The organism is Rufibacter sp. JT20002, assembly GCF_056491185.1.
Genome location: NZ_JBSZJY010000002.1, coordinates 949,467 through 967,811, shown reverse-complemented (window position 1 = coordinate 967,811; position 18,345 = coordinate 949,467). Strand labels below are relative to the sequence as shown.

Sequence of the window (18,345 nt, the reverse complement as noted above, 5' to 3'; positions counted from 1 at the left end):
ATATGAGCATGAATATGCCCACCATGTGCGATTCAAAGCACAAAAAAATAACCTCTTTTGATCAGAATGGGGTTGGTGATGTAGGAAGCGGCCTGTTTGGCCTACCGTTCACCGAGGAAGAATCAGAGGTGGTAATTTTCCCGATCCCATGGGAAGTAACGGTTTCTTACAACGCCGGCACTGCAGAAGGGCCACTTGCCGTAAGAGACGCCTCTCCCCAGTTGGACCTCTTTGACCCTGAATTACCCAATGCTTGGCATCTTGGCATCCACATGCCCGCTTTGCCTGAAGAGTGGGCGCAAGAAAGCCAGCGCCTTCGGGAGAAAACCGAAGCATATATTGAATTCCTGGAAAACGGCAGCAAAGGCGATGCTTCTATACATGAGGCTACTTTGGAAGAAGTAAATCAGAAAGGCGAGGAGCTGTTGCAGTGGTCTAAAAGAGAAATCCTAGGGTATCTGGAAAAAGGCAAACTGGTGGGTGTTCTGGGGGGAGACCACAGCACCCCACTGGGCTTTATGCACGCTTTGGCCGAAAAGCACGAAGAATACGGCATCTTGCAGGTAGATGCTCATGCAGACCTACGTGATGCTTATGAAGGCTTCACCTACTCGCATGCTTCCATCATGTTCAATGCTCTCAAGTTGCCGCAGGTGAAAAAACTGGTGCAGGTTGGCATCAGAGACCTTTGCCAGGCCGAGGCTGAGTTGGTGGACCAGTCCAACGGGCGCATCACTACGTTCTATGACAGCAAGATCAAGACCAAGATGTACGAGGGTACTTCCTGGCGTAAGCAGTGCAAGAAGATTATTGCGCAACTGCCCCAGAAAGTGTACATCAGCTTTGACATTGATGGGTTAGACCCTAAGTTATGCCCAGCAACCGGTACGCCGGTACCTGGCGGGTTTGAGTTTGAAGAGGCGGTGTATCTCATCAAAGCCCTGGTAAAATCAGGCAGAGAGATCATCGGGTTTGACTTGTGTGAAGTGGCTCCGGGGGATAGCGAGTGGAACGGAAATGTGGGGGCCCGCCTTCTGTACAAACTCTGCAACTGGATGGCCGTATCCCAAAAAAGGTTAGAAACCTCTCTGTAAACCACAACTCTAAAACTATGGGATTTATCCTCAAGATTATCATCACCGGCATTGTGGCCTTGGTGCTGGCGCAGTTTTTCCCGGGTGTAACCATTGATGGCATTACCAGTGCCATCCTGCTGGCTTTGGTATTGGCTATCCTGAATGCGGTTGTTCGGCCCATTCTCGTTTTCCTTACCATCCCCATTACCTTCATGACCCTGGGGCTGTTTCTGTTGATCATCAACGCCATTATCCTATACATGGCAGATTACCTCCTGGACGGGTTTGATATCAGTGGCATCATCACTGCTATTTTGTTTAGTTTGGTGTTGTCCATCGTGACTGCCATTATAGATGCCATCTTATAAGTAAGTCCCTTTTTTGCTAATGAATTTAGATAGCCCGGAGGTTTTTCCGGGCTATTCTTGTTTATAGCCGCAAATGGCAAAGGAAAAGAGGTGATTTTGCGTTAATTTTGTCAAAACGATTAGAAAATGGGAGTAAGGGAAGCACGGGAAGCGCTGAAGCTGTATTTTGGCTATGATCAGTTCAGACCGGGACAGGAAGACATTATCACAAGCGTACTGGACAAGCGGGACACGGTAGTGCTCATGCCTACGGGCGGCGGTAAATCTGTGTGCTACCAGGTACCGGGTCTGGTAATGCCTGGTTTAAGCGTAGTGGTTTCCCCGTTAATTGCCTTGATGAAAGACCAGGTGGAAGCCCTGTTGGGCAACGGTGTTAATGCTGGGTACCTGAACAGCTCCCAATCGGCGAAGGAACAGCAGCTGATTGAGCAGCAGTGCTTTGATGGCCGCATGAAAATGCTGTACGTGTCTCCGGAAAAGCTGCTCTCGGCGGGTTTTTTTTCTTTCCTGAAGCGGCTGCAAATCAACCTGTTTGCCATTGATGAGGCGCACTGTATTTCAGCGTGGGGTCACGATTTCCGGCCGGAGTACCTCCAACTGAAGAACCTGAAACTGCAGTTCCCCGAGGTACCCATCATCGCGCTTACCGCCACTGCTGACCGGCTGACCCAACGCGATATCCTTACCCAACTATACCTAAAAGATCCCAAGGTATTTATCTCTTCATTTGACCGTCCCAACATCTATCTGCAGGTGCAGCCGGGTCAGAAACGAATGGAAGCCATCCTGGATTTCCTGGAGGAAAGACCTTTTCAGCCGGGCATCATTTATTGCCTCAGCCGAAAAGCAACCGAATCTTTGGCGGCTAAACTGAAAGAAAAAGGCTATAACGCTGATTATTACCACGCCGGGTTATCGGCTAGAGACCGGGAGAGTGTGCAGGAGAAATTCTTGCAAGACAACATCCAGATCATGTGTGCCACCATCGCCTTCGGGATGGGGATTGACAAATCCAACGTGCGTTGGGTGATCCATTACAACCTTCCCAAGAACCTGGAAAGCTACTACCAGGAAATTGGAAGGGGAGGTCGTGACGGAGCTCCTGCCGAGGCGCTCTTGTTCTACAGCTTGGCAGATGTGATGACGTTGCGGGATATTGTCACCAATGGCGAAAACAGCAAAGAGCAAGCCCTTTCCTTGGCTAAACTGGACCGGATGCAGCAGTTTGCCGAAAGCACCAGTTGCCGCCGCAAAACCCTGATGCACTACTTTGGGGAGGAGTATTCCAAAGACTGCGGCAACTGTGACATCTGCGACAATCCGCCAACTTCTTTTAACGGTACCGAATTGGCCCAGAAAATACTATCAGCTGTTGCCAGAACAAAGGAAACAGTGGCTTCGGCGCAAGTGGTGGACATTCTGCGGGGATCCAGAAACCAACTTACCTTAACCCGGGGCTATGATCAGCTGAAAACTTTCGGGGCGGGCCGTGATGTGCCATCCCAAGATTGGCAGCGGTACATTCACCAACTGATCAACCAGGGAATTCTGGAAGTGGCGTATGATGAGCATGGGGCTTTGAAGTTGACCAACGCCAGTCAGGAAGTGCTTTTTAAGGGCAAAAAAGTAGAACTGGTGAAATTTCAGGCACCGCTGCCCAAAGAAGAAAAAGAGAAACGCCAGAAGAAAGCCAGAAGCGGGGTGGAGACGGCCTTGTTTGAGCACTTGCGCCAACTCCGGAAGCAATTGGCCAATGAGCGCAACATTCCGCCTTATGTGGTCTTCACTGACAATACCCTGCAGGAGATTGTGGAACAACGGCCTACCAATCGGCCTGCTTTCCTGGCTATTTCGGGGGTGGCCCAAGCAAAGTATGAGCAGTATGGTGAAATTTTCATCAACGCAATTTTAAGTTTTCTGGCCCAACAAGCAGAGCAGCAGCAAGCGCGCATAAAGGGTACCACACATTTAGTGACCTACGAGCTGCTGCGCCAGGGGAAGACACCAGAAGAGATTTCAGAGCAGCGGCAAGTGCAGATTAATACGGTTTATTCGCACTTGGCCACCCTTTACCAGCAGGGCTATGACGTAGACCTGAAGCCCTATCTTTCTGACTGGGAGTACAGCCGGGTACGGGAAGCCATTCTGCAGACCAAGCAGACTGCCGCGTTGAAACCAATTTTTGAGTACCTGGAAGGTGAAATAGATTACCTGAAAATAAGGCTGGGAATAGGAAAGTTTAATAAAGAGAACAGCTGATAAATATATCGCTTTTATGCAGGGTTAATGGAAGAAGTAAATAGGTGTTTTAGGGCTCCTTTCACAAAATCACGCTTTAAATAGGTAACGATCATTCCTGTGAATAAATAAGAAAGGCCCGGCTATCAGCCGGGCCTTTCTTCTGGGGTACTATGGGTATTACCTATGAAAAATTATTTTAAAGCAATTGGATCCGGTTTGCCATCTGGGTCACTGGTCACCAAGCCTTGAGAGTTCACTCTTCCGCCGGTTAAAGCCAGGATTCCAGCCACGTGCGGAGCGGCATAAGAAGTTCCGTTACCAGTGGCATAACCGCTGCCTTTCCAGGTGGTTTGGATGTTGGTGCCTGGGGCTGCGTATTTAACCGATGCTCCAAAGTTAGAGGTTGGGTTAAACTTACCATACGCGTCCATGTTGGAAACCACGAAAACATTGGGTGCAATGACACGGGCCGGAGAATCTACATTACAATCAATGTAGCTATTACCAGAAGCTACTGCGATAAAGATACCCCGGGCGGCTGTTTTCTTTACTAAGTCATCTAACATAGAGGAGGCATTCACGCGCAAGCTCATGTTCACCACATCTCCGGGTTTCCCATTTTGGTATACGTGGTTTAAGGCAGAGTAAATGCGGGTAAGAGTTCCATAGCCGGTATTGTCAAATACGCGCAAAGCCACGATGGTGGCATTGGCTGCTACTCCCACAACGCCAACATTGTTGTTTTTAGCTCCAATGATACCCGCAACGCCCGTACCGTGGCCGTATCCATCTTCATAAGAGGCATCTCCGGAAATAAAAGATTTGCTGCGGGTTTTGTCTACGTTCAGGTCTGGGTGGCTGGATTGGACCCCTGAGTCTATCACCCAAACGGTTTTTCCGGTGCCGTCTCCGTACCCTACGCGGGCTACGCCCCAAGGAATGGTTTGAGTAGAAGTAGTAGTAGAAGTAGTAGAGAGTGTTCCGCTAGGAGAGGTGGTTTTAGTGGTGGTTGTTTCTTTGCTTTTACCCAGCATCACTGCTTGTTCAGGCTCCACAAAGGCTACGTTCTGGTCTGCTCTAAGAAGGTCAATCTCTTCTTTGCTGAAAGAACCCGAGAAACCGTTAATGGCTCCCTGAAACGTTTCACGGGCTCTGCTGGGTTCAAAACCATTTCTGCCCAATACTTTTTCCCGCAGGTCTTTCGCAGTTTGCAGTTTGCTGTCTTTTAAGACTACAATGTACTTTCCGTCAATGGTAGTTGAAGAAGTAGAAGGAGTGGCAGGTTGGGTTGTCACCTCTTCCATCAGTTCATCTTGTTGGCACCCAGACATTGAAAAAACTGACGCCAAAGCAAAAAAGGACACTGCTTTCTTAAACGTAGCTGAATTCATAGAATATTTGGTTAGTAGAAAATTCCCATAAATAGTAAAATTGGTTTCCTTCCAAAGTGCTATAAACCTGTGGTCGGTTTTCAAATGTAGTAAAAAATACAACTTTAAACCAAGCCTTTTGTGGAATAAACCGCTGTTATTGAATACTTTGTATATAGTTATATAGTGCTATATATATGTATATTCTTCTACTTCTGTTATTCTGAGATGGTTTTTGACCTGGTTTTTGGACATCAGCAGTAAAGACTCAAATAAAATAAAAAAAACAGATGCCAATATTTTTAGTTGTTTGCTAAAGAATTAGTACTTTTACTTTGAAATAAATCTACACCCCTTCATATGCTTAGCACTAACCTGAAATATCTTAGAAAGCAACTTAATCTGACCCAAGTGCAGCTCGCAGAAAAGCTGGAGATTAAGCGATCCCTGATTGGTGCCTATGAAGAAGGACGGGCAGAACCTAAACTGGCTACCCTGATGAAAATGGCACAGGTGTTTCAACTGTCAGTAGATGAGTTGATCAACCCAGATCTGCCTAATGTTTTCAAATCTGGTTCTGCTAAGCGCAATTCCAATGTAAAGGTGCTTTCCATCACAGTAGATGCGCAAGACCGGGAGAATATTGAATTGGTGCCTTACAAAGCCAGCGCTGGTTACCTGAATGGCTACTCTGACCCTGAATTCATGGAAGAACTTCCAAAGTTCAGGTTGCCTATGATCCAGAGCCCCGGCACCTACCGTGCCTTCGAGATAAAAGGGGACTCTATGCTTCCTATCCCTTCCGGTACGGTGATTGTAGGCCGTTACGTAGAGCAGTGGCAGGAGATCAAAGACGGCACCCCGTGCATTGTGGTGAGTTTGCAGGAAGGAATTGTCTTCAAGCGCATTTACCACCAGCAGAAACAAACCTCCTTACGCCTGCACTCAGACAACCCTAGCTATGAACCATATGATGTTTCTTTGGAGGACATTGTAGAGCTATGGGAAGCAAAAGCCTATATCAGTACCACGTTCCCGATGGCAGAGATCTCATTAGATAAACTCACCTCCCTGGTACTTGATCTGCAGCAGGAAGTAAAAAAGCTCAAGACTTCTAAATAACACTAGTTTAAATCTTGTCGGGCCGCTTAGGGGCTGTTTTCACGAAAACAGCCCCTAAGCGGCCCAATTTGTTATATAGAAAACCCATAATAAACCTCCGAGGCGTGGGTACGTACTTATCTGTGAACATCAACTTCCTATCTCATGATCAAAGTGATTTCCGCCTCAGAAAGACACCATGCCTCCCACGGATGGCTGGATTCCTACTTTCTTTTCTCCTTTTCAGATTATTATGACTTGAATAACGTGCAATGGGGACCTCTGCGGGTTTTCAATGACGACTACATCAAAGCGAAAAGCGGTTTTCCGGAGCATTCGCACTCTGAGATGGAGATTGTGACCATTGTGCTGGAAGGGGAGGTCACCCATAAAGACAGTCTGGGCAATGACACAGTGATTAGGGCGGGCGAGGTGCAACGCATGACTACTGGTACAGGGGTGAGTCATTCAGAACACAACCATTCAGACCAGGATCTGCACCTGTACCAACTATGGTTTATACCTAACAAAAAAGGTCTGGCTCCTAGCTACGAGCAAAAAGCTATTGATTTCACTGATGAGAAGAATGAGTTAATTCCATTAGTAACAGGTCAGAAGGTGTTAGAAGACGTGGTGTATATTAATTCCAACTCTACCATCTATTACGCCAACCTGAAAGAAGGAAAAGAAATTGACTTCAAAACCTTCCCCATCAGGAAGGGCCTTATTTATGTGACTACTGGCGAGTTGTTTGTGAACGGTATACAGGTTCAGAAAAATGACCAAGTCCGTTCAGCGGATGTGGATGCCTTAAGAATCAAAGCCTCTGCTGACAGTACGTTTATTTTGATTGATTTACCTGGGGTGGAAGCTAACTACTAAATTTTAAACAATTTTATAGGGAGGCGCATCAGTTTTGGTGCGCCTTTTTTATTGGTTAACCTAATACAAAACGCATTTCTCCTTGTTATAATAGAAGTTCGTGAAAAAGGATATTCTAAGATCACGTTGAAAGTCAACAGCTTGTATAATTTATTCTCCGTTTTAACTTATTATCCTCTAGTACTCAAGAGTCCATTTCAAAATAATCTATTATCCGTATTTACCGTAATTAGTTAAAGTAAGCCTGTGTTTTATAAATGAAACTTTAGGCCATCTAACTATGGTAATTAAGCGGGTAATTTCTTGTTTTGCGGCTATTTTACTTTTTCTATGTATAAATCCAATAGAAAGTAAAGCTTACGGCGTACTCACGCACCAAGCCATCATTGATGTAGCCTGGGAGCCCTCCATCCTGCCGCTGCTCCGTAGAAAATACCCAAATGCCACACCAGAAGAACTGATCAAAGCCCATGCCCATGCTTATGGCGGGGCCATTATTCAAGACATGGGGTATTATCCTTTCGGAAATACTTTTTTCACGGATTTGACCCATTACGTAAGAAGCGGGGATTTTACCATCGCGTTGCTGGAAGAGGCCAAAACATTGAACGAGTATGCCTTTGGGCTAGGTGCTTTGGCCCATTACTATGCTGATAATTACGGACATCCTTTAGGTACCAACCGAGCTGTTCCATTGGTGTACCCTGAGGTAAAGGCAGAACATGGAACCACTGTCACCTATGAGGAAAATCCCTTAGCTCACATAAAAATGGAGTTTGGGTTTGATGTATTGCAGGTGGCCAGAGGCAATTATGCCCCAGAGGCTTACCATGACTTTATTGGTTTTGAGGTAAGCCAGGAATCACTGGAGCGGGCCTTCAAAAAGACGTATGGACTTGAATTGAGCAGTTTATTTGTTAGCCTGAAACTCACCATAGGTACTTTTAGACGGTCAGTAAGCACTTTAATTCCGAGCTTGACCAAAGCCGCCTGGAATTTAAAAGCAAGCGAAATCAAAGCCGCCAAACCAAGCATAACCCGTAGGGAATACCTGTACCATATCAAGAAAACTTCTTACCACCAAAAATGGGGTAGGGAGTACCAGAGACCAAACCTTTTCCAGAAGTTCCTGAGTTGGCTATTGCGTGTTTTGCCAAAAGTAGGGCCAAATCGTACCCTTGCTTTCAAACCACCTACGCCTGAGGCAGAAAAATTTTTCATGGAGAGTTTCAATGTCACCTCCCAAAAATATGGAGCCGGGATGCGCGATCTACCCTCTACTATTGCTTCGTTGTCCAATACTGATTTAGATACCGGTGACCGGACTAAAAGGGGTAATTACGGCAAGGCAGATGAAACCTATGCTGAATGGCTTGTAAGGTTAGAAAAAGAAGATTTTGCCTCACTTACACTTGAGCTTAAAAAAGACCTCCTAAGATTTTACGCGAATGCGGCCGCACCTACATCTAAAGATAAAAAGGAATTAGAGGAATGGGAGAAAACGCAATCTCTGCTCATTAAATTAAAAAGCCGCTAAAATCACAATTACTGGAAGTCTTTATTTCAGCATAAAGCCTATTACAAAAGCATAAAGCCCCTACTTAATCTTTACTGGTAAGTAAGGGTTTTATGCTTTTGTAATTTTTAGATGTTGTGGAAATTGGTTTTTTTGTGGTTAATTAATTGTTAAATTATTAGTGTTAATTATCTAAAAATTATTTGTGATTAATTTGGTTCAATACTTTATTTATAATAATTATGTTGCTTTTAAGTAATTGTAATTTACAGTAAGTAATTGTAAGGTGTTGAAAATAAGTGAAATGTATATAAGGTAATTTATTGTATTTAAGTAAATATTCATTATTTAACTTATTTTAATATTGAACTATATGAATATTTATGTTTAGGTAAATACGTATAAAAAACCGTATAAATTTTAGTCTGAATAACCATATTTAATATTTTAAGCTCGTATAACCTGACAGTTACACATTTTAAAATATTAATTTTAAAAGACTATGAAGAAAAAATGGATATCGCTTCTAGCGGCTCCGATGTTTGTAGCAGGTCTTTCATTAGCTACATCGTGCGACGATGATGATGATGCACAGGCCGGACCATCAGGAACGACAGGAACTACTACGGGTACCACTACCGGAACAACGGGTACGACCACAGGCACTACTACCGGAACAACAACTGGAACCACTACAGGTAACACCACTGGTACGACGACAGGAACTACAGGAACCACCACTGGTACCACTACAGGCACAACCACTGGTACTACTACTGGAACAACCACTGGTACTACTACTGGTACTACTACTGGTACTACCGGCACGACTACTGGTACTACCGGCACGACCACTGGTACTACTGGCACGACCACTGGTACGACGACTGGAACAACAGGCACTACTACCGGAACAACCGGTACCACTACGGGCACTACCGGAACTACGACTGGTACAACTACCGGAACCACTGGCACCACAACCGGAACTACCGGTACAACCACTGGAACAACCGGTACCACTACTGGTACCACTGGAACAACAACCGGAACCACTGGTGGAACTACAACTGGTACCACTGGAACAACAACTGGTACAACTACCGGAACCACAACTGGTACAACTACTGGTACAACCGGTACCACCACTGGAACAACTGGTACCACCACTGGAACAACCGGTACTACTACTGGTTCAACAACTGGTTCAACAACTGGTGGTACAACTGGAACTACCTGATAGATTTAGTAGTAAATACCTATAAAAAAGAGGCCGCTAAAAATATAGCTGCCTCTTTTTATATTAAGGATATTGCAGTTAGAAATGAGAAGCAAGTTTGAACTGGTTATAAGTTTCTTAAACTTCCTCTAAATTCTCTTCCTCCAGTGACGTTCCTTCAAACAACTCTTTTGGTATGGCCGGGTTATTTTGCAGCCATTGGGTTTCCATGGTTTTGCTGGTGCGGGCCCCTAATTTCTTAAGCAGTTCTACTTTCTTCAACAGGTTGCCATTGCCTTCAGAAAGTTTATTCATGGCGGCATGATACTTCTGTTGGCTTCGATCAAGGTTTACCCCAATGTCTTTAAGGTCTTCCAGGAAGTTGGCAAATTTATCGTAAAGCTTGCCGCTTTCCTCGGCAATACGCAATACGTTTCTTTTCTGGCTTTCTTGTTTCCAGACGCTGGCCACGGTTCTGAGGGTTGCCAATAGGGTAGAAGTGGTCACAAAGACTATGTTCCGGTCAAGAGCCTCCAGGAAAAGATCCCGATCCTGTTGGATGGCCAGGTTAAAAGCGGGCTCAATGGGAATGTACATCAGCACGAAGTCTGGGGAGTGAATGCCGTGCAGGAACTGGTAATTTTTGCGGCTAAGGTCAGTAAAGTGGGTTCTGATGGCTTGCACGTGGCTTTTCAGGTGAATCTGCTGCTGTATTTCATCTTCGCAGTTGCAATACGCATCGTAGGCAACTAAACTAACCTTAGAGTCTATGATGAGGTGTTTATTATCCGGGAGGTCTACAATCACGTCTGGCCGGAAGATCTTAGCGTCATCATGCTGCAGTACTTGTTCCCGGCGGTAGTGCACGTTCCGTTCCAGGCCAGATTTCTCCAGAAGGTTCTCCAGCAGGTATTCCCCCCAGTTGCCCTGGGCTTTCTTTTCGCCCCGAAGCGCTTTTGTAAGGTTCAAAGCATCCTGGCTCATTTGTTGGTTCAGGCTGGCCATGTAGGTGATCTGCTCTTTCAAAGAAGTGCTGTCTTTCAGGGTCTTTTCATACGTCTGCTCTACCTTGTTCTCAAATTCCTTGATGCGCTCCTTCAAAGGAGACAAAACCTGTTCCAGGTTCTCGGCAGAGGTTTTCCGGAAGTGCTCGGCGTTATTCACTAGCACTTGGTTGGAGACTTGCGTGAATTGCTGCATAAACGTCTCGCGCAAGTGGGCGAGCTCGGCGCGTTCATCAGACAGTTTCTGCTTAAGGTGGTAAATGTCGTTCTCGGCGCGGGTTACCTCAGCGTGTAGTTCCATGACCTTGCTGTTCTCGCGGCGTAACTGCTCCTGTACCTTCTGCATTTCGGTTTGGTTGGCTTCCTGTTGTTTCAGGGCGAAAGCCCGATCCGCCTCCTGGTTTTGCAAGGATGTCCGGAGGGCAGAAAGCTTGGACTGCACCAGAAAATAAGTTAAGATGCCCCCCAACAGGAAGGCCAGAAGCGCGAGCGTAATATCCATGGCGGTACGGTAAGTCAGGAGGATGAACACCTAAAGATAACGCAAAAGTGCCCTTTCCTAAAATTTTTCGCAAATAGTAATAGGGTTAGCAAAGGGTTTGCCTGTCTTTAGGGGAGCAGCTCGGAATAAACTTTCCTTTAAGCTGTGATAGAGTGGTTACTTCCGGAGGTTTCCGGTATTAACGAATGTACTGGTTCCTCTTCCGGTAAGTGGAGCGCCGCCAGGCTAACCCTCGGCGCAAACCTTCATCGGGAGAGGAAACTGGTATCTAAAAAGAAACTGGTTTAAATTCCTGATGATGGGATAATTACCCAACTTTTGGCGTTACCTCTGTAAGGCAGATGTACCCCAAAAGTTGATTTATATTTGAAGAACGTGTTACTATTAAAAAGAGGAGGGCTCAAGCATTTTGTGCGGCGCAAGCTGTGGGAACCTGTGCTGGAGCTGGTTAAACAAGGCATCACTCCGCATCAACTGGCCTTGACCATTACATTGGGTGCTGGTTTTGGGATGATCCCTTTTTTGGGGCTCACCACGGTGCTTTGTACCTTCTGGGCTATCCGGTTGCGCCTGAATGTGGCGTTCACCATTCTCATTGGGTATCTGATGCAGCCGGTCCAGATAGCTTTGTATGTTCCATTTGTGGACCTGGGCCAGCATATTTTCCCAATCACCCCCATTCCTTTCACCTTGGACAAACTGACCAGTATGTTCAGAGCCGATTGGCTGAACGCTTTACAGCAACTGTGGCTGGCTAATTTGGCCGGTATCATGGCCTGGCTCCTGTGCTTTATCCCGTTTGGGTTTGTACTGTATTTCTCCAGCCGCAAGGTCCTGCACCGGGTGTTGCCCACTCCGCAGGTAGCTTAAGGCTTTGGGTCTATTCTCCTAAAAAGAACCCTAAAACCTAACTACACCCTTTATTCACCACAAAACCAGCCTTGCGGGGAAGGGTTGTGGTTTATACCCTTTTTCGCCTCAGCGCCTGCCAGACAGGAACACCACGGCATCCTTTGCGTACCCTTTAACGAAGATTTTACCTCGGCCAGAAGAAAGCCTGCAGAAGGTTTAGGCCGTGGAGCATTCGTCTATCCCCTAAACGCAAGTTCATGAGCGCCATTCCCGAAGAAAAAGTACTTGACAATTCCTTTCGTCTGCTGCTGGAAGGCTTCCCGTTCATCCAGAACCGGGTTGAGCGGTTTAACTCCAACATCTTCAAGACTAGAATCATGTTTCAGAACGTGATCTGTTTGCATGGAGAAGAAGCCACCAAGATCTTTTATGACCCTGAGAAGTTCATGCGGTACCAGGCCATTCCTAACCGAATACAAAGAACCCTCATGGGCAAAGATGCCATCCAAACCATGGATGGGGAAGGGCACCGGCACCGCAAGGCCATGTTTATGTCGTTAATGACGCCCGACAGCCTGTACAAACTAAACCGGCTCCTGACCCAACAATGGCAGGCGTACATTAGAAAATGGGAGCAGATGGACGAGGTGGTGCTCTTTGAGGAAACTCAGGACCTGCTTTGCCGGGTGGCTTGCGCCTGGACAGGTGTACCGTTGAAGGAAGAGGAGGTAAGGCTAAGAGCCCAAGACTTCGCTGCCATGGTAGATGCCTTTGGCGCAGTAGGTCCCCGGCACATGCGCGGCAGAAAAGCCCGCAAAAGAGCCGAGAAATGGGTAGGGAAAATCATCAAGAACATCCGAAAGGGGAAACTGATGGTCAAGGAAGGATCACCGGCCCACGTCATTGCCTTCCACCGCGACATGGAAGATGACCTACTGGATGTGCACATGGCTGCCGTGGAGTTAATTAACCTGTTACGGCCTATCGTGGCCATTGCCTGGTACATCACATTCGGCGCAGTAGCTTTGCACGAGCATCCGGTAGCCCGCCGTAAGATTGCCGAGGGCGAGGAAGGATACGTGGAGATGTTTGTGCAGGAAGTCCGGCGGTATTATCCTTTCGGGCCGTTTTTAGGAAACAGGGTGAAAAACGATTTTGAATGGGGCGGCCATCATTTCAAAAAAGGCACCCTGGTGTTCCTGGACATGTACGGCACCCTGCATAACCCTTACATCTGGGAGCACCCAGACGAATTCTATCCTTACCGTTTCAGGAACTGGGATGGAAGTGCTTACAACTTTATTCCGCAGGGGGGAGGCGACCACTTTACCGGGCACCGCTGCGCGGGCGAGTGGGTAACCATTGAGGCCATGAAAGTATCTATGGTGTTCCTTTCCAAATACATGGAGTATGACGTGCCGCCTCAGGATTTAAGCTTCAGCCTGGTACGGATGCCTACCTACCCCAACAGTAAGTTTGTCATGCAGAATGTGCGGGGCAAAGGGCAAGCCGCCGAAGGGGATGTGAACCGCCTCTCTAAATGTCCTTTCCACCACGGATAAACGACTGTTTTATGTTATAAAAGCCTCAGACAAAAGCAGGTGTCCGCTTTCGTCTGAGGCTTTTATTTTAGGTTGATTTTACAAAAAGGCACCATAATCCTCTCAACACAGCCAGCTTCTCTACAGCCATATGTCAGCATTTAAGAAGTAAATAGGAGGGCTAATCTGGTATGGAAAGCTTCTTGTTCTTTATAGTCAGAGGGTAGGACTCCTTTCTTTATAGTGGTTTGGAGTCCATTAATCCAGAAAACGCCGAAAACTATTTATTTTATCTTCATAGGGTAAAGTAATGGTTGCTTTGTCTAAATTTAAGAACCCAATGGAGGAAGGTTTTCGCTCTTTTGGTAACCCCGACCAACTGTCTTGTTTCTCATTTAGCGCTACTTAGATCTACTTATGAAATTCCCCTTATTATTTTCCATCCTCCTGCTTACTTCCTCCCCCGATTTTATTCAAAGTGACATTCCTTCTGCCAAGCCCGGCGTCACCTATGGCAAAAAAATCAAAGCAGATAAAGCCATTCAGGTTTCTGAGCTTCAGGCCAAATTAGCCAACCAACCCGCCTTTACCGGCAAAGTAGAGGGTACCGTGGTGCAGGTGTGTAAGAAGAAGGGCTGCTTCATGAAATTGGTAAGAGAGAACGGCGAGCCGATCATGGTTACCTTTAAAGATTATGCGCTTTTCATGCCGCAGGACATCATGGGCAAAACCGTGGTGGTAGAAGGAACCGCGGTAAAGAAAGAAACCTCGGTGGAGCAATTGCGGCATTACGCCCAGGACGCCGGCAAAACCCCGGAAGAGATTGCCAAAATCACCAGAGCGAAACATGATATTGAGATTACCGCTAACGGAGTGTTAGTAGTGAAGTGACGAATAAGAAGTGTACGTAAATATGTAATGGTTAAGTAAATGCAAGTGCAACAGTCAAGATTGTCACCGGTCATTCCCATGTTTGCCCTGCTAGGCGGACTATTGTTAGTGACCCACTATGCTCTTCACCTGGTTTATGGAATCCAGACCGGAAAAATCCTCTGGGATGCCATGAATACCACCTTAGGCAAAATTGATGGGACGGTCTTTTCATTTTCTTTTGCCTTATTTGACTTAGCCCTGATCTCTATAGTCATTGCATACGCCGGTTTCCTGAAACCCTTGAAGTATGTGGCCTTGTTCTTTGGGGTATTGGCTTTTTTAGCGGCGGTAGCGGGCTCCTTTTCCTTTACCGTTTTGGGGCAGATGATTCCTTATGCCATGCCGGTGGCTTGCCTGACCATGTTTATCAGCGCCATTCTGCTAGGCATCACCTGTTTTCAATCAAAGGTTTTTCCGGTTTGGGTGAGGGCCGCCTTCCTGATCTTTGGGATTTGCACAGCGCCGTTGGGATTTGTGCTGCCAAAGCTGGAAGGTTTTTTCCCGATGTACGCTTTGTTTGAGCTGCACTTTCTGCCCATGGGCTTTCTGTGGCTGGTGATCGGGTTCTTCCTGACCCGGCAGAGAAAACCAAACCAGGAAAACAACAACCGGATTGAAGCCCTTCATCCTAAAACGGTCACAAAATAACTCAACCACTCACTACCCGCGGGCGCAGATACTTTTGTAAGCGCAGTACTGGCAGGTTTCCAGATCATTGGTCTTCCGGATGGGCTCCTCAGGGTTGAGCATCCGGATCACCAGGTCTTTCATAAGGCGTTCTGAAGTGGCCATGAAATCTGCGGGATTGCCCTGTTCGTCCACAAAAGGAAGCTCAGAGGTAAGCACCCCGGCCCCCAGGTTCCGGAATGAGATGATGCCCGCCTCAAAATCATAGCTGGCCTTTGGCAGATTCAGGACCTTGCTTTCCAGCAGACTGCCTTTCTGGATCTCCTTGGCCAGAATGTAGCGGTACATCCACAGCTGCCGCACCTTGTCTAAGTGCCGGTCCTGCAGCAGGGTAGTCTCCAATTCTTCGGGGTTCACTTTCAGGTTGCGGGCCTCCACTTTGCCGGTTTTGTAGTCAATCACCCGTAGGGTGTGGCCACTTAAGTCAATGCGGTCGGCCTTGCCGGCAATGCGCACGGGTACTTTCTCCCCGGACGGCAGTTTCACCTCCAGGTCAGTGAGCAGGGTTTCCTCTAATTGCAGAATGTAAAGGGGCAGTTCTTCTGAGGCACGCAAGCCTTCCAGGTAGCGAGTGAGGAGCTGCACGGCTACCTGGTACAAGATCAGGTTCATGCCTTGTTCTGGTAAATTGCCCAGGGTACCGCGCTTAAACTCAAGCTGCACCTTCTTGGGTAAGTTCGCCAGCATCACGTCCACATCGGCTTTCTGGATGGGTTTGGCTTCCTCGGCGAACGGCCTGAAATAGTCTTCCAGCACCTGGTGCACAATCGTCCCGAAGGTGTCTGCGCCCACCAATTCATCTATCTCGTCCACTTCCTCCAGCTTGGCAATGCGGCTGAAATAGTACTGCAAAGAACAGTTGACAAATTGGTTTAGATGCGACGGATACAACCCGCGCCTAAGCTGTTCTTTCAGCTTGCCAAGCACCACCTCATCTTTCTGGATGATGATGTCTGGCTCGTATTCCTTCGTGTCTAGTTGCTCCACCACGGCAGTCAACTCCCGGAAGGTGATGTTGGGGTTACGTAAGGCCAGGTCATGCTGCAGCTGCAGAATAAACCGGCTCTTTTCGCCGGAACCGTACGTGTCTGAAGGCAGCACATACAGCAAGTTTACGCGTTTGGCCCGCTGCAATAAACGGTAGAAGTAATAAGAGGTAATGCTCTCTTGTTCAGCGTAGGTTGGCAACCCGAAGGTGCGCAGTACATCATACGGGAAAAGCGAATGCTGCTTCTTAGGCTGAGGCAATACGTTCTCGTTGACACTCAAGATAATGAGGTTCTCAAAGTCCAGGGCGCGGGTTTCCAGCATCCCCATAACCTGGGTAGGAGAGATGGGCTCGCCGCTGAACGGAAGCTTGGTGTTGCCAATCTGCTCGTACAAAAACTTTTTGAAACTGCGCACCGAGATTTTGTGCTCGCGGCAGTCAAAGAGAGTGTCCAGCCGTTTGACTATGGTGTAGAGGATGTACAGGTACTCAGTTTCAATAGGGTTTTCAGATTCTACCCGGTAAATGCGGCCCAGGGCATCTACCAACTGGTACAACGTGTCAATGAGGTCGGTGCAGTCGTTCCAAGTCCGGAAGAGGGTGATGAACATGGGGTGTTCCCGCCCCAGTTTGATGATCTCCTGGGCGGTCAAAAGCACGCTGTTCCGCTGAACCATCTCGTCCAGCACGTGCTGGAACAAATCCAGGTCGGTTTCCCGCTCGGCAATGCTGTTGAGGTATTGTTCATAGCGGCGCAGAAAGGGGTGCTGCAGCAATTTAGTGACCGCCAGGTGGTGGTAACGGTTGACCTTGTAGCCAGTATCAGTGGGTTGTACCACGCCCGTCAAATGCACCTCAAACAGCAGGTCTACCAGGTTGAACAGGGGAGTGCCCTTAAAGGAAAGCCCCATGGTCACGTTGTAATCAACCACCTCGTCTGAGATGGAGTGCAGCACCGGCAGGAGCAGGGTTTCATCAGGCAACACGATGGCGATCTCGGCTTTAGGGTCCTTTTGGCGGATCTCCCTGAGCAACTGCCCCGCAATCTTACCCTGCATGCTGGCATTGGCTACCCCAATGGCGTTGATCTCTTTGGTGTCTTGCAGCAGCAGATTTTGTTGCCAGTTCCACTTAGGCAGCGGCCATTTGGCTTTGTAGCGTTTCAGGAAATGGCCGGCCCGCTTGTCAGACTCGGTGGCCATGTAGTAATCATCAGAGTCAAAGAAGACCTCGGCTTTGCCCGCCTCCAGCAAGGTTTGGATGATTTTCTGCTCGGCTTTGGAGAGGGCGTTCAACCCCACAAAGATGTACCGGTAACACCCTTTGTCACTTTGGGCGATGTCTTTGATGCGGTTGGCTACCATCCTGAATGCCATGCCGGTATACGCCTGCTTTTCCTTCGTCAGCTTCTCCTGCAAGGCATGGTAGGTGCGTTCCAGGTTGGCCCACAACTGGAAGTATTGCTTCACGTTTGGGGTAGGCACACTGCTGCCCGGTTTGGCAGGATCCCAGCGTTCCAGGGCCTTTGCTTCGCTTACGTAATCAAACACTTCATTAGCGTTTACCAGCTCCATGTCTATGCGCGAGAAATCTTCCAGCAGCGTTGCCGACCAACCTACAAACTGGTCAAAATCCAGGTGCGGGTCAAACTGCAGCATGAGGTCGTACAGGTCCAGTTGCAGGTGCAGTGGTTCCAACACCTCCACGTTAGCCATGTTGCACACAAACTCTTCCATGGAATAGATCTGCGGCGACCAAATTCCGGTGGGGGCGGCCTCGGCTAAGGCGTTCTTGAAATACAGGGTGGCCCGACGGGTAGGAAGCACAATGCACAGATCACTTAGTTGATCGGTGTAGGTCTGGTAAATATGTTCAGCGGTTTGCCGCAGGAAAGATTGCATGAGGTTGAAGCTGGTAGCTTGAAAGGACTAGCAAGATACTACGTTTTAAGGCCTCTTTCCTTAAAAATGCCTTAAAAAGCCCCGAAGGGTGAATAAAGCGCTGAAAATCTGTTCATAGGATTAGTTTTAAGTTTTTCAGAGCCGTAAAAGAAAACCATCAACAA

Annotated in this window: 14 protein-coding genes; 11 read left to right on the top strand and 3 right to left on the bottom strand. The window is 47.5% G+C overall.

Annotation, left to right across the window (positions count from 1 at the left end):
• The first annotated feature begins 2 nt into the window (after window positions 1-2).
• From ACW9SV_RS13540 to recQ, 3 genes are all read left to right on the top strand, one after another.
• Complete coding sequence (locus ACW9SV_RS13540; RefSeq protein ID WP_479557301.1) at window positions 3-1,094, top strand: agmatinase family protein; 1,092 nt, start codon at window positions 3-5, stop codon at window positions 1,092-1,094.
• A gap of 17 nt (window positions 1,095-1,111) precedes the next feature.
• Window positions 1,112-1,444 (top strand): phage holin family protein, encoded by a 333-nt coding sequence (locus ACW9SV_RS13535; protein ID WP_479557300.1) that lies wholly within the window; start codon window positions 1,112-1,114, stop codon window positions 1,442-1,444.
• A gap of 126 nt (window positions 1,445-1,570) precedes the next feature.
• The gene (gene recQ, locus ACW9SV_RS13530) at window positions 1,571-3,703 is read left to right on the top strand and encodes a DNA helicase RecQ (protein ID WP_479557299.1); all 2,133 of its coding nucleotides are present in this window, start codon (window positions 1,571-1,573) and stop codon (window positions 3,701-3,703) included.
• Window positions 3,704-3,876: 173 nt separating this feature from the next.
• On the opposite strand, the gene ACW9SV_RS13525 is transcribed toward recQ, so the two are convergent.
• Window positions 3,877-5,076, bottom strand: coding sequence for a S8 family serine peptidase (locus ACW9SV_RS13525; RefSeq protein ID WP_479557298.1), 1,200 nt, complete (start codon window positions 5,074-5,076; stop codon window positions 3,877-3,879).
• Window positions 5,077-5,415: 339 nt separating this feature from the next.
• Between ACW9SV_RS13525 and ACW9SV_RS13520 the strand changes: the two genes are divergently transcribed.
• From ACW9SV_RS13520 to ACW9SV_RS13505, 4 genes are all read left to right on the top strand, one after another.
• Complete coding sequence (locus ACW9SV_RS13520; protein WP_479557297.1) at window positions 5,416-6,177, top strand: helix-turn-helix domain-containing protein; 762 nt, start codon at window positions 5,416-5,418, stop codon at window positions 6,175-6,177.
• A 144-nt stretch (window positions 6,178-6,321) separates the two neighbouring features.
• Window positions 6,322-7,038: a pirin family protein gene (locus tag ACW9SV_RS13515; protein ID WP_479557296.1), complete on the top strand. Its 717-nt coding sequence runs from the start codon at window positions 6,322-6,324 to the stop codon at window positions 7,036-7,038.
• Between the two features lie 280 nt (window positions 7,039-7,318).
• Window positions 7,319-8,575: a zinc dependent phospholipase C family protein gene (locus ACW9SV_RS13510; protein ID WP_479557295.1), complete on the top strand. Its 1,257-nt coding sequence runs from the start codon at window positions 7,319-7,321 to the stop codon at window positions 8,573-8,575.
• Between the two features lie 481 nt (window positions 8,576-9,056).
• Window positions 9,057-9,794: a hypothetical protein gene (locus tag ACW9SV_RS13505; protein ID WP_479557294.1), complete on the top strand. Its 738-nt coding sequence runs from the start codon at window positions 9,057-9,059 to the stop codon at window positions 9,792-9,794.
• A gap of 117 nt (window positions 9,795-9,911) precedes the next feature.
• Here ACW9SV_RS13505 and ACW9SV_RS13500 read toward each other — a convergent pair whose 3' ends face one another.
• On the bottom strand, window positions 9,912-11,279 hold the full coding sequence (locus tag ACW9SV_RS13500; RefSeq protein ID WP_479557293.1) for a DNA recombination protein RmuC: 1,368 nt from the start codon (window positions 11,277-11,279) through the stop codon (window positions 9,912-9,914).
• 375 nt (window positions 11,280-11,654) lie between these two features.
• Here ACW9SV_RS13500 and ACW9SV_RS13495 point away from each other — a divergent pair, with 375 nt between their 5' ends.
• From ACW9SV_RS13495 to ACW9SV_RS13480, 4 genes are all read left to right on the top strand, one after another.
• Window positions 11,655-12,149 carry a DUF2062 domain-containing protein gene (locus ACW9SV_RS13495; protein ID WP_479557292.1) on the top strand — a complete coding sequence of 165 codons (495 nt, stop codon included), beginning with the start codon at window positions 11,655-11,657 and terminating at the stop codon, window positions 12,147-12,149.
• Window positions 12,150-12,388: 239 nt separating this feature from the next.
• Complete coding sequence (locus tag ACW9SV_RS13490; RefSeq protein WP_479557291.1) at window positions 12,389-13,693, top strand: cytochrome P450; 1,305 nt, start codon at window positions 12,389-12,391, stop codon at window positions 13,691-13,693.
• 396 nt (window positions 13,694-14,089) lie between these two features.
• Window positions 14,090-14,563, top strand: coding sequence for a DUF4920 domain-containing protein (locus ACW9SV_RS13485; protein WP_479557290.1), 474 nt, complete (start codon window positions 14,090-14,092; stop codon window positions 14,561-14,563).
• 39 nt (window positions 14,564-14,602) lie between these two features.
• Window positions 14,603-15,253 (top strand): hypothetical protein, encoded by a 651-nt coding sequence (locus ACW9SV_RS13480; RefSeq protein WP_479557289.1) that lies wholly within the window; start codon window positions 14,603-14,605, stop codon window positions 15,251-15,253.
• A 12-nt stretch (window positions 15,254-15,265) separates the two neighbouring features.
• On the opposite strand, the gene ACW9SV_RS13475 is transcribed toward ACW9SV_RS13480, so the two are convergent.
• On the bottom strand, window positions 15,266-18,181 hold the full coding sequence (locus ACW9SV_RS13475) for a PD-(D/E)XK nuclease family protein (RefSeq protein ID WP_479557288.1): 2,916 nt from the start codon (window positions 18,179-18,181) through the stop codon (window positions 15,266-15,268).
• Between the last annotated feature and the right edge of the window lie 164 nt (window positions 18,182-18,345).

Excerpts from the sequence above, each read along its gene's own strand:
- ACW9SV_RS13540 (WP_479557301.1), top strand. The coding sequence starts at position 3 with ATGAGCATGAATATGCCCACCATGTGCGATTCAAAGCACAAAAAAATA.
- ACW9SV_RS13535 (WP_479557300.1), top strand. The coding sequence starts at position 1,112 with ATGGGATTTATCCTCAAGATTATCATCACCGGCATTGTGGCCTTGGTG.
- recQ (WP_479557299.1), top strand. The coding sequence starts at position 1,571 with ATGGGAGTAAGGGAAGCACGGGAAGCGCTGAAGCTGTATTTTGGCTAT.
- ACW9SV_RS13525 (WP_479557298.1), bottom strand. The coding sequence starts at position 5,076 with ATGAATTCAGCTACGTTTAAGAAAGCAGTGTCCTTTTTTGCTTTGGCG.
- ACW9SV_RS13520 (WP_479557297.1), top strand. The coding sequence starts at position 5,416 with ATGCTTAGCACTAACCTGAAATATCTTAGAAAGCAACTTAATCTGACC.
- ACW9SV_RS13515 (WP_479557296.1), top strand. The coding sequence starts at position 6,322 with ATGATCAAAGTGATTTCCGCCTCAGAAAGACACCATGCCTCCCACGGA.
- ACW9SV_RS13510 (WP_479557295.1), top strand. The coding sequence starts at position 7,319 with ATGGTAATTAAGCGGGTAATTTCTTGTTTTGCGGCTATTTTACTTTTT.
- ACW9SV_RS13505 (WP_479557294.1), top strand. The coding sequence starts at position 9,057 with ATGAAGAAAAAATGGATATCGCTTCTAGCGGCTCCGATGTTTGTAGCA.
- ACW9SV_RS13500 (WP_479557293.1), bottom strand. The coding sequence starts at position 11,279 with ATGGATATTACGCTCGCGCTTCTGGCCTTCCTGTTGGGGGGCATCTTA.
- ACW9SV_RS13490 (WP_479557291.1), top strand. The coding sequence starts at position 12,389 with ATGAGCGCCATTCCCGAAGAAAAAGTACTTGACAATTCCTTTCGTCTG.
- ACW9SV_RS13485 (WP_479557290.1), top strand. The coding sequence starts at position 14,090 with ATGAAATTCCCCTTATTATTTTCCATCCTCCTGCTTACTTCCTCCCCC.
- ACW9SV_RS13480 (WP_479557289.1), top strand. The coding sequence starts at position 14,603 with ATGCAAGTGCAACAGTCAAGATTGTCACCGGTCATTCCCATGTTTGCC.
- ACW9SV_RS13475 (WP_479557288.1), bottom strand. The coding sequence starts at position 18,181 with ATGCAATCTTTCCTGCGGCAAACCGCTGAACATATTTACCAGACCTAC.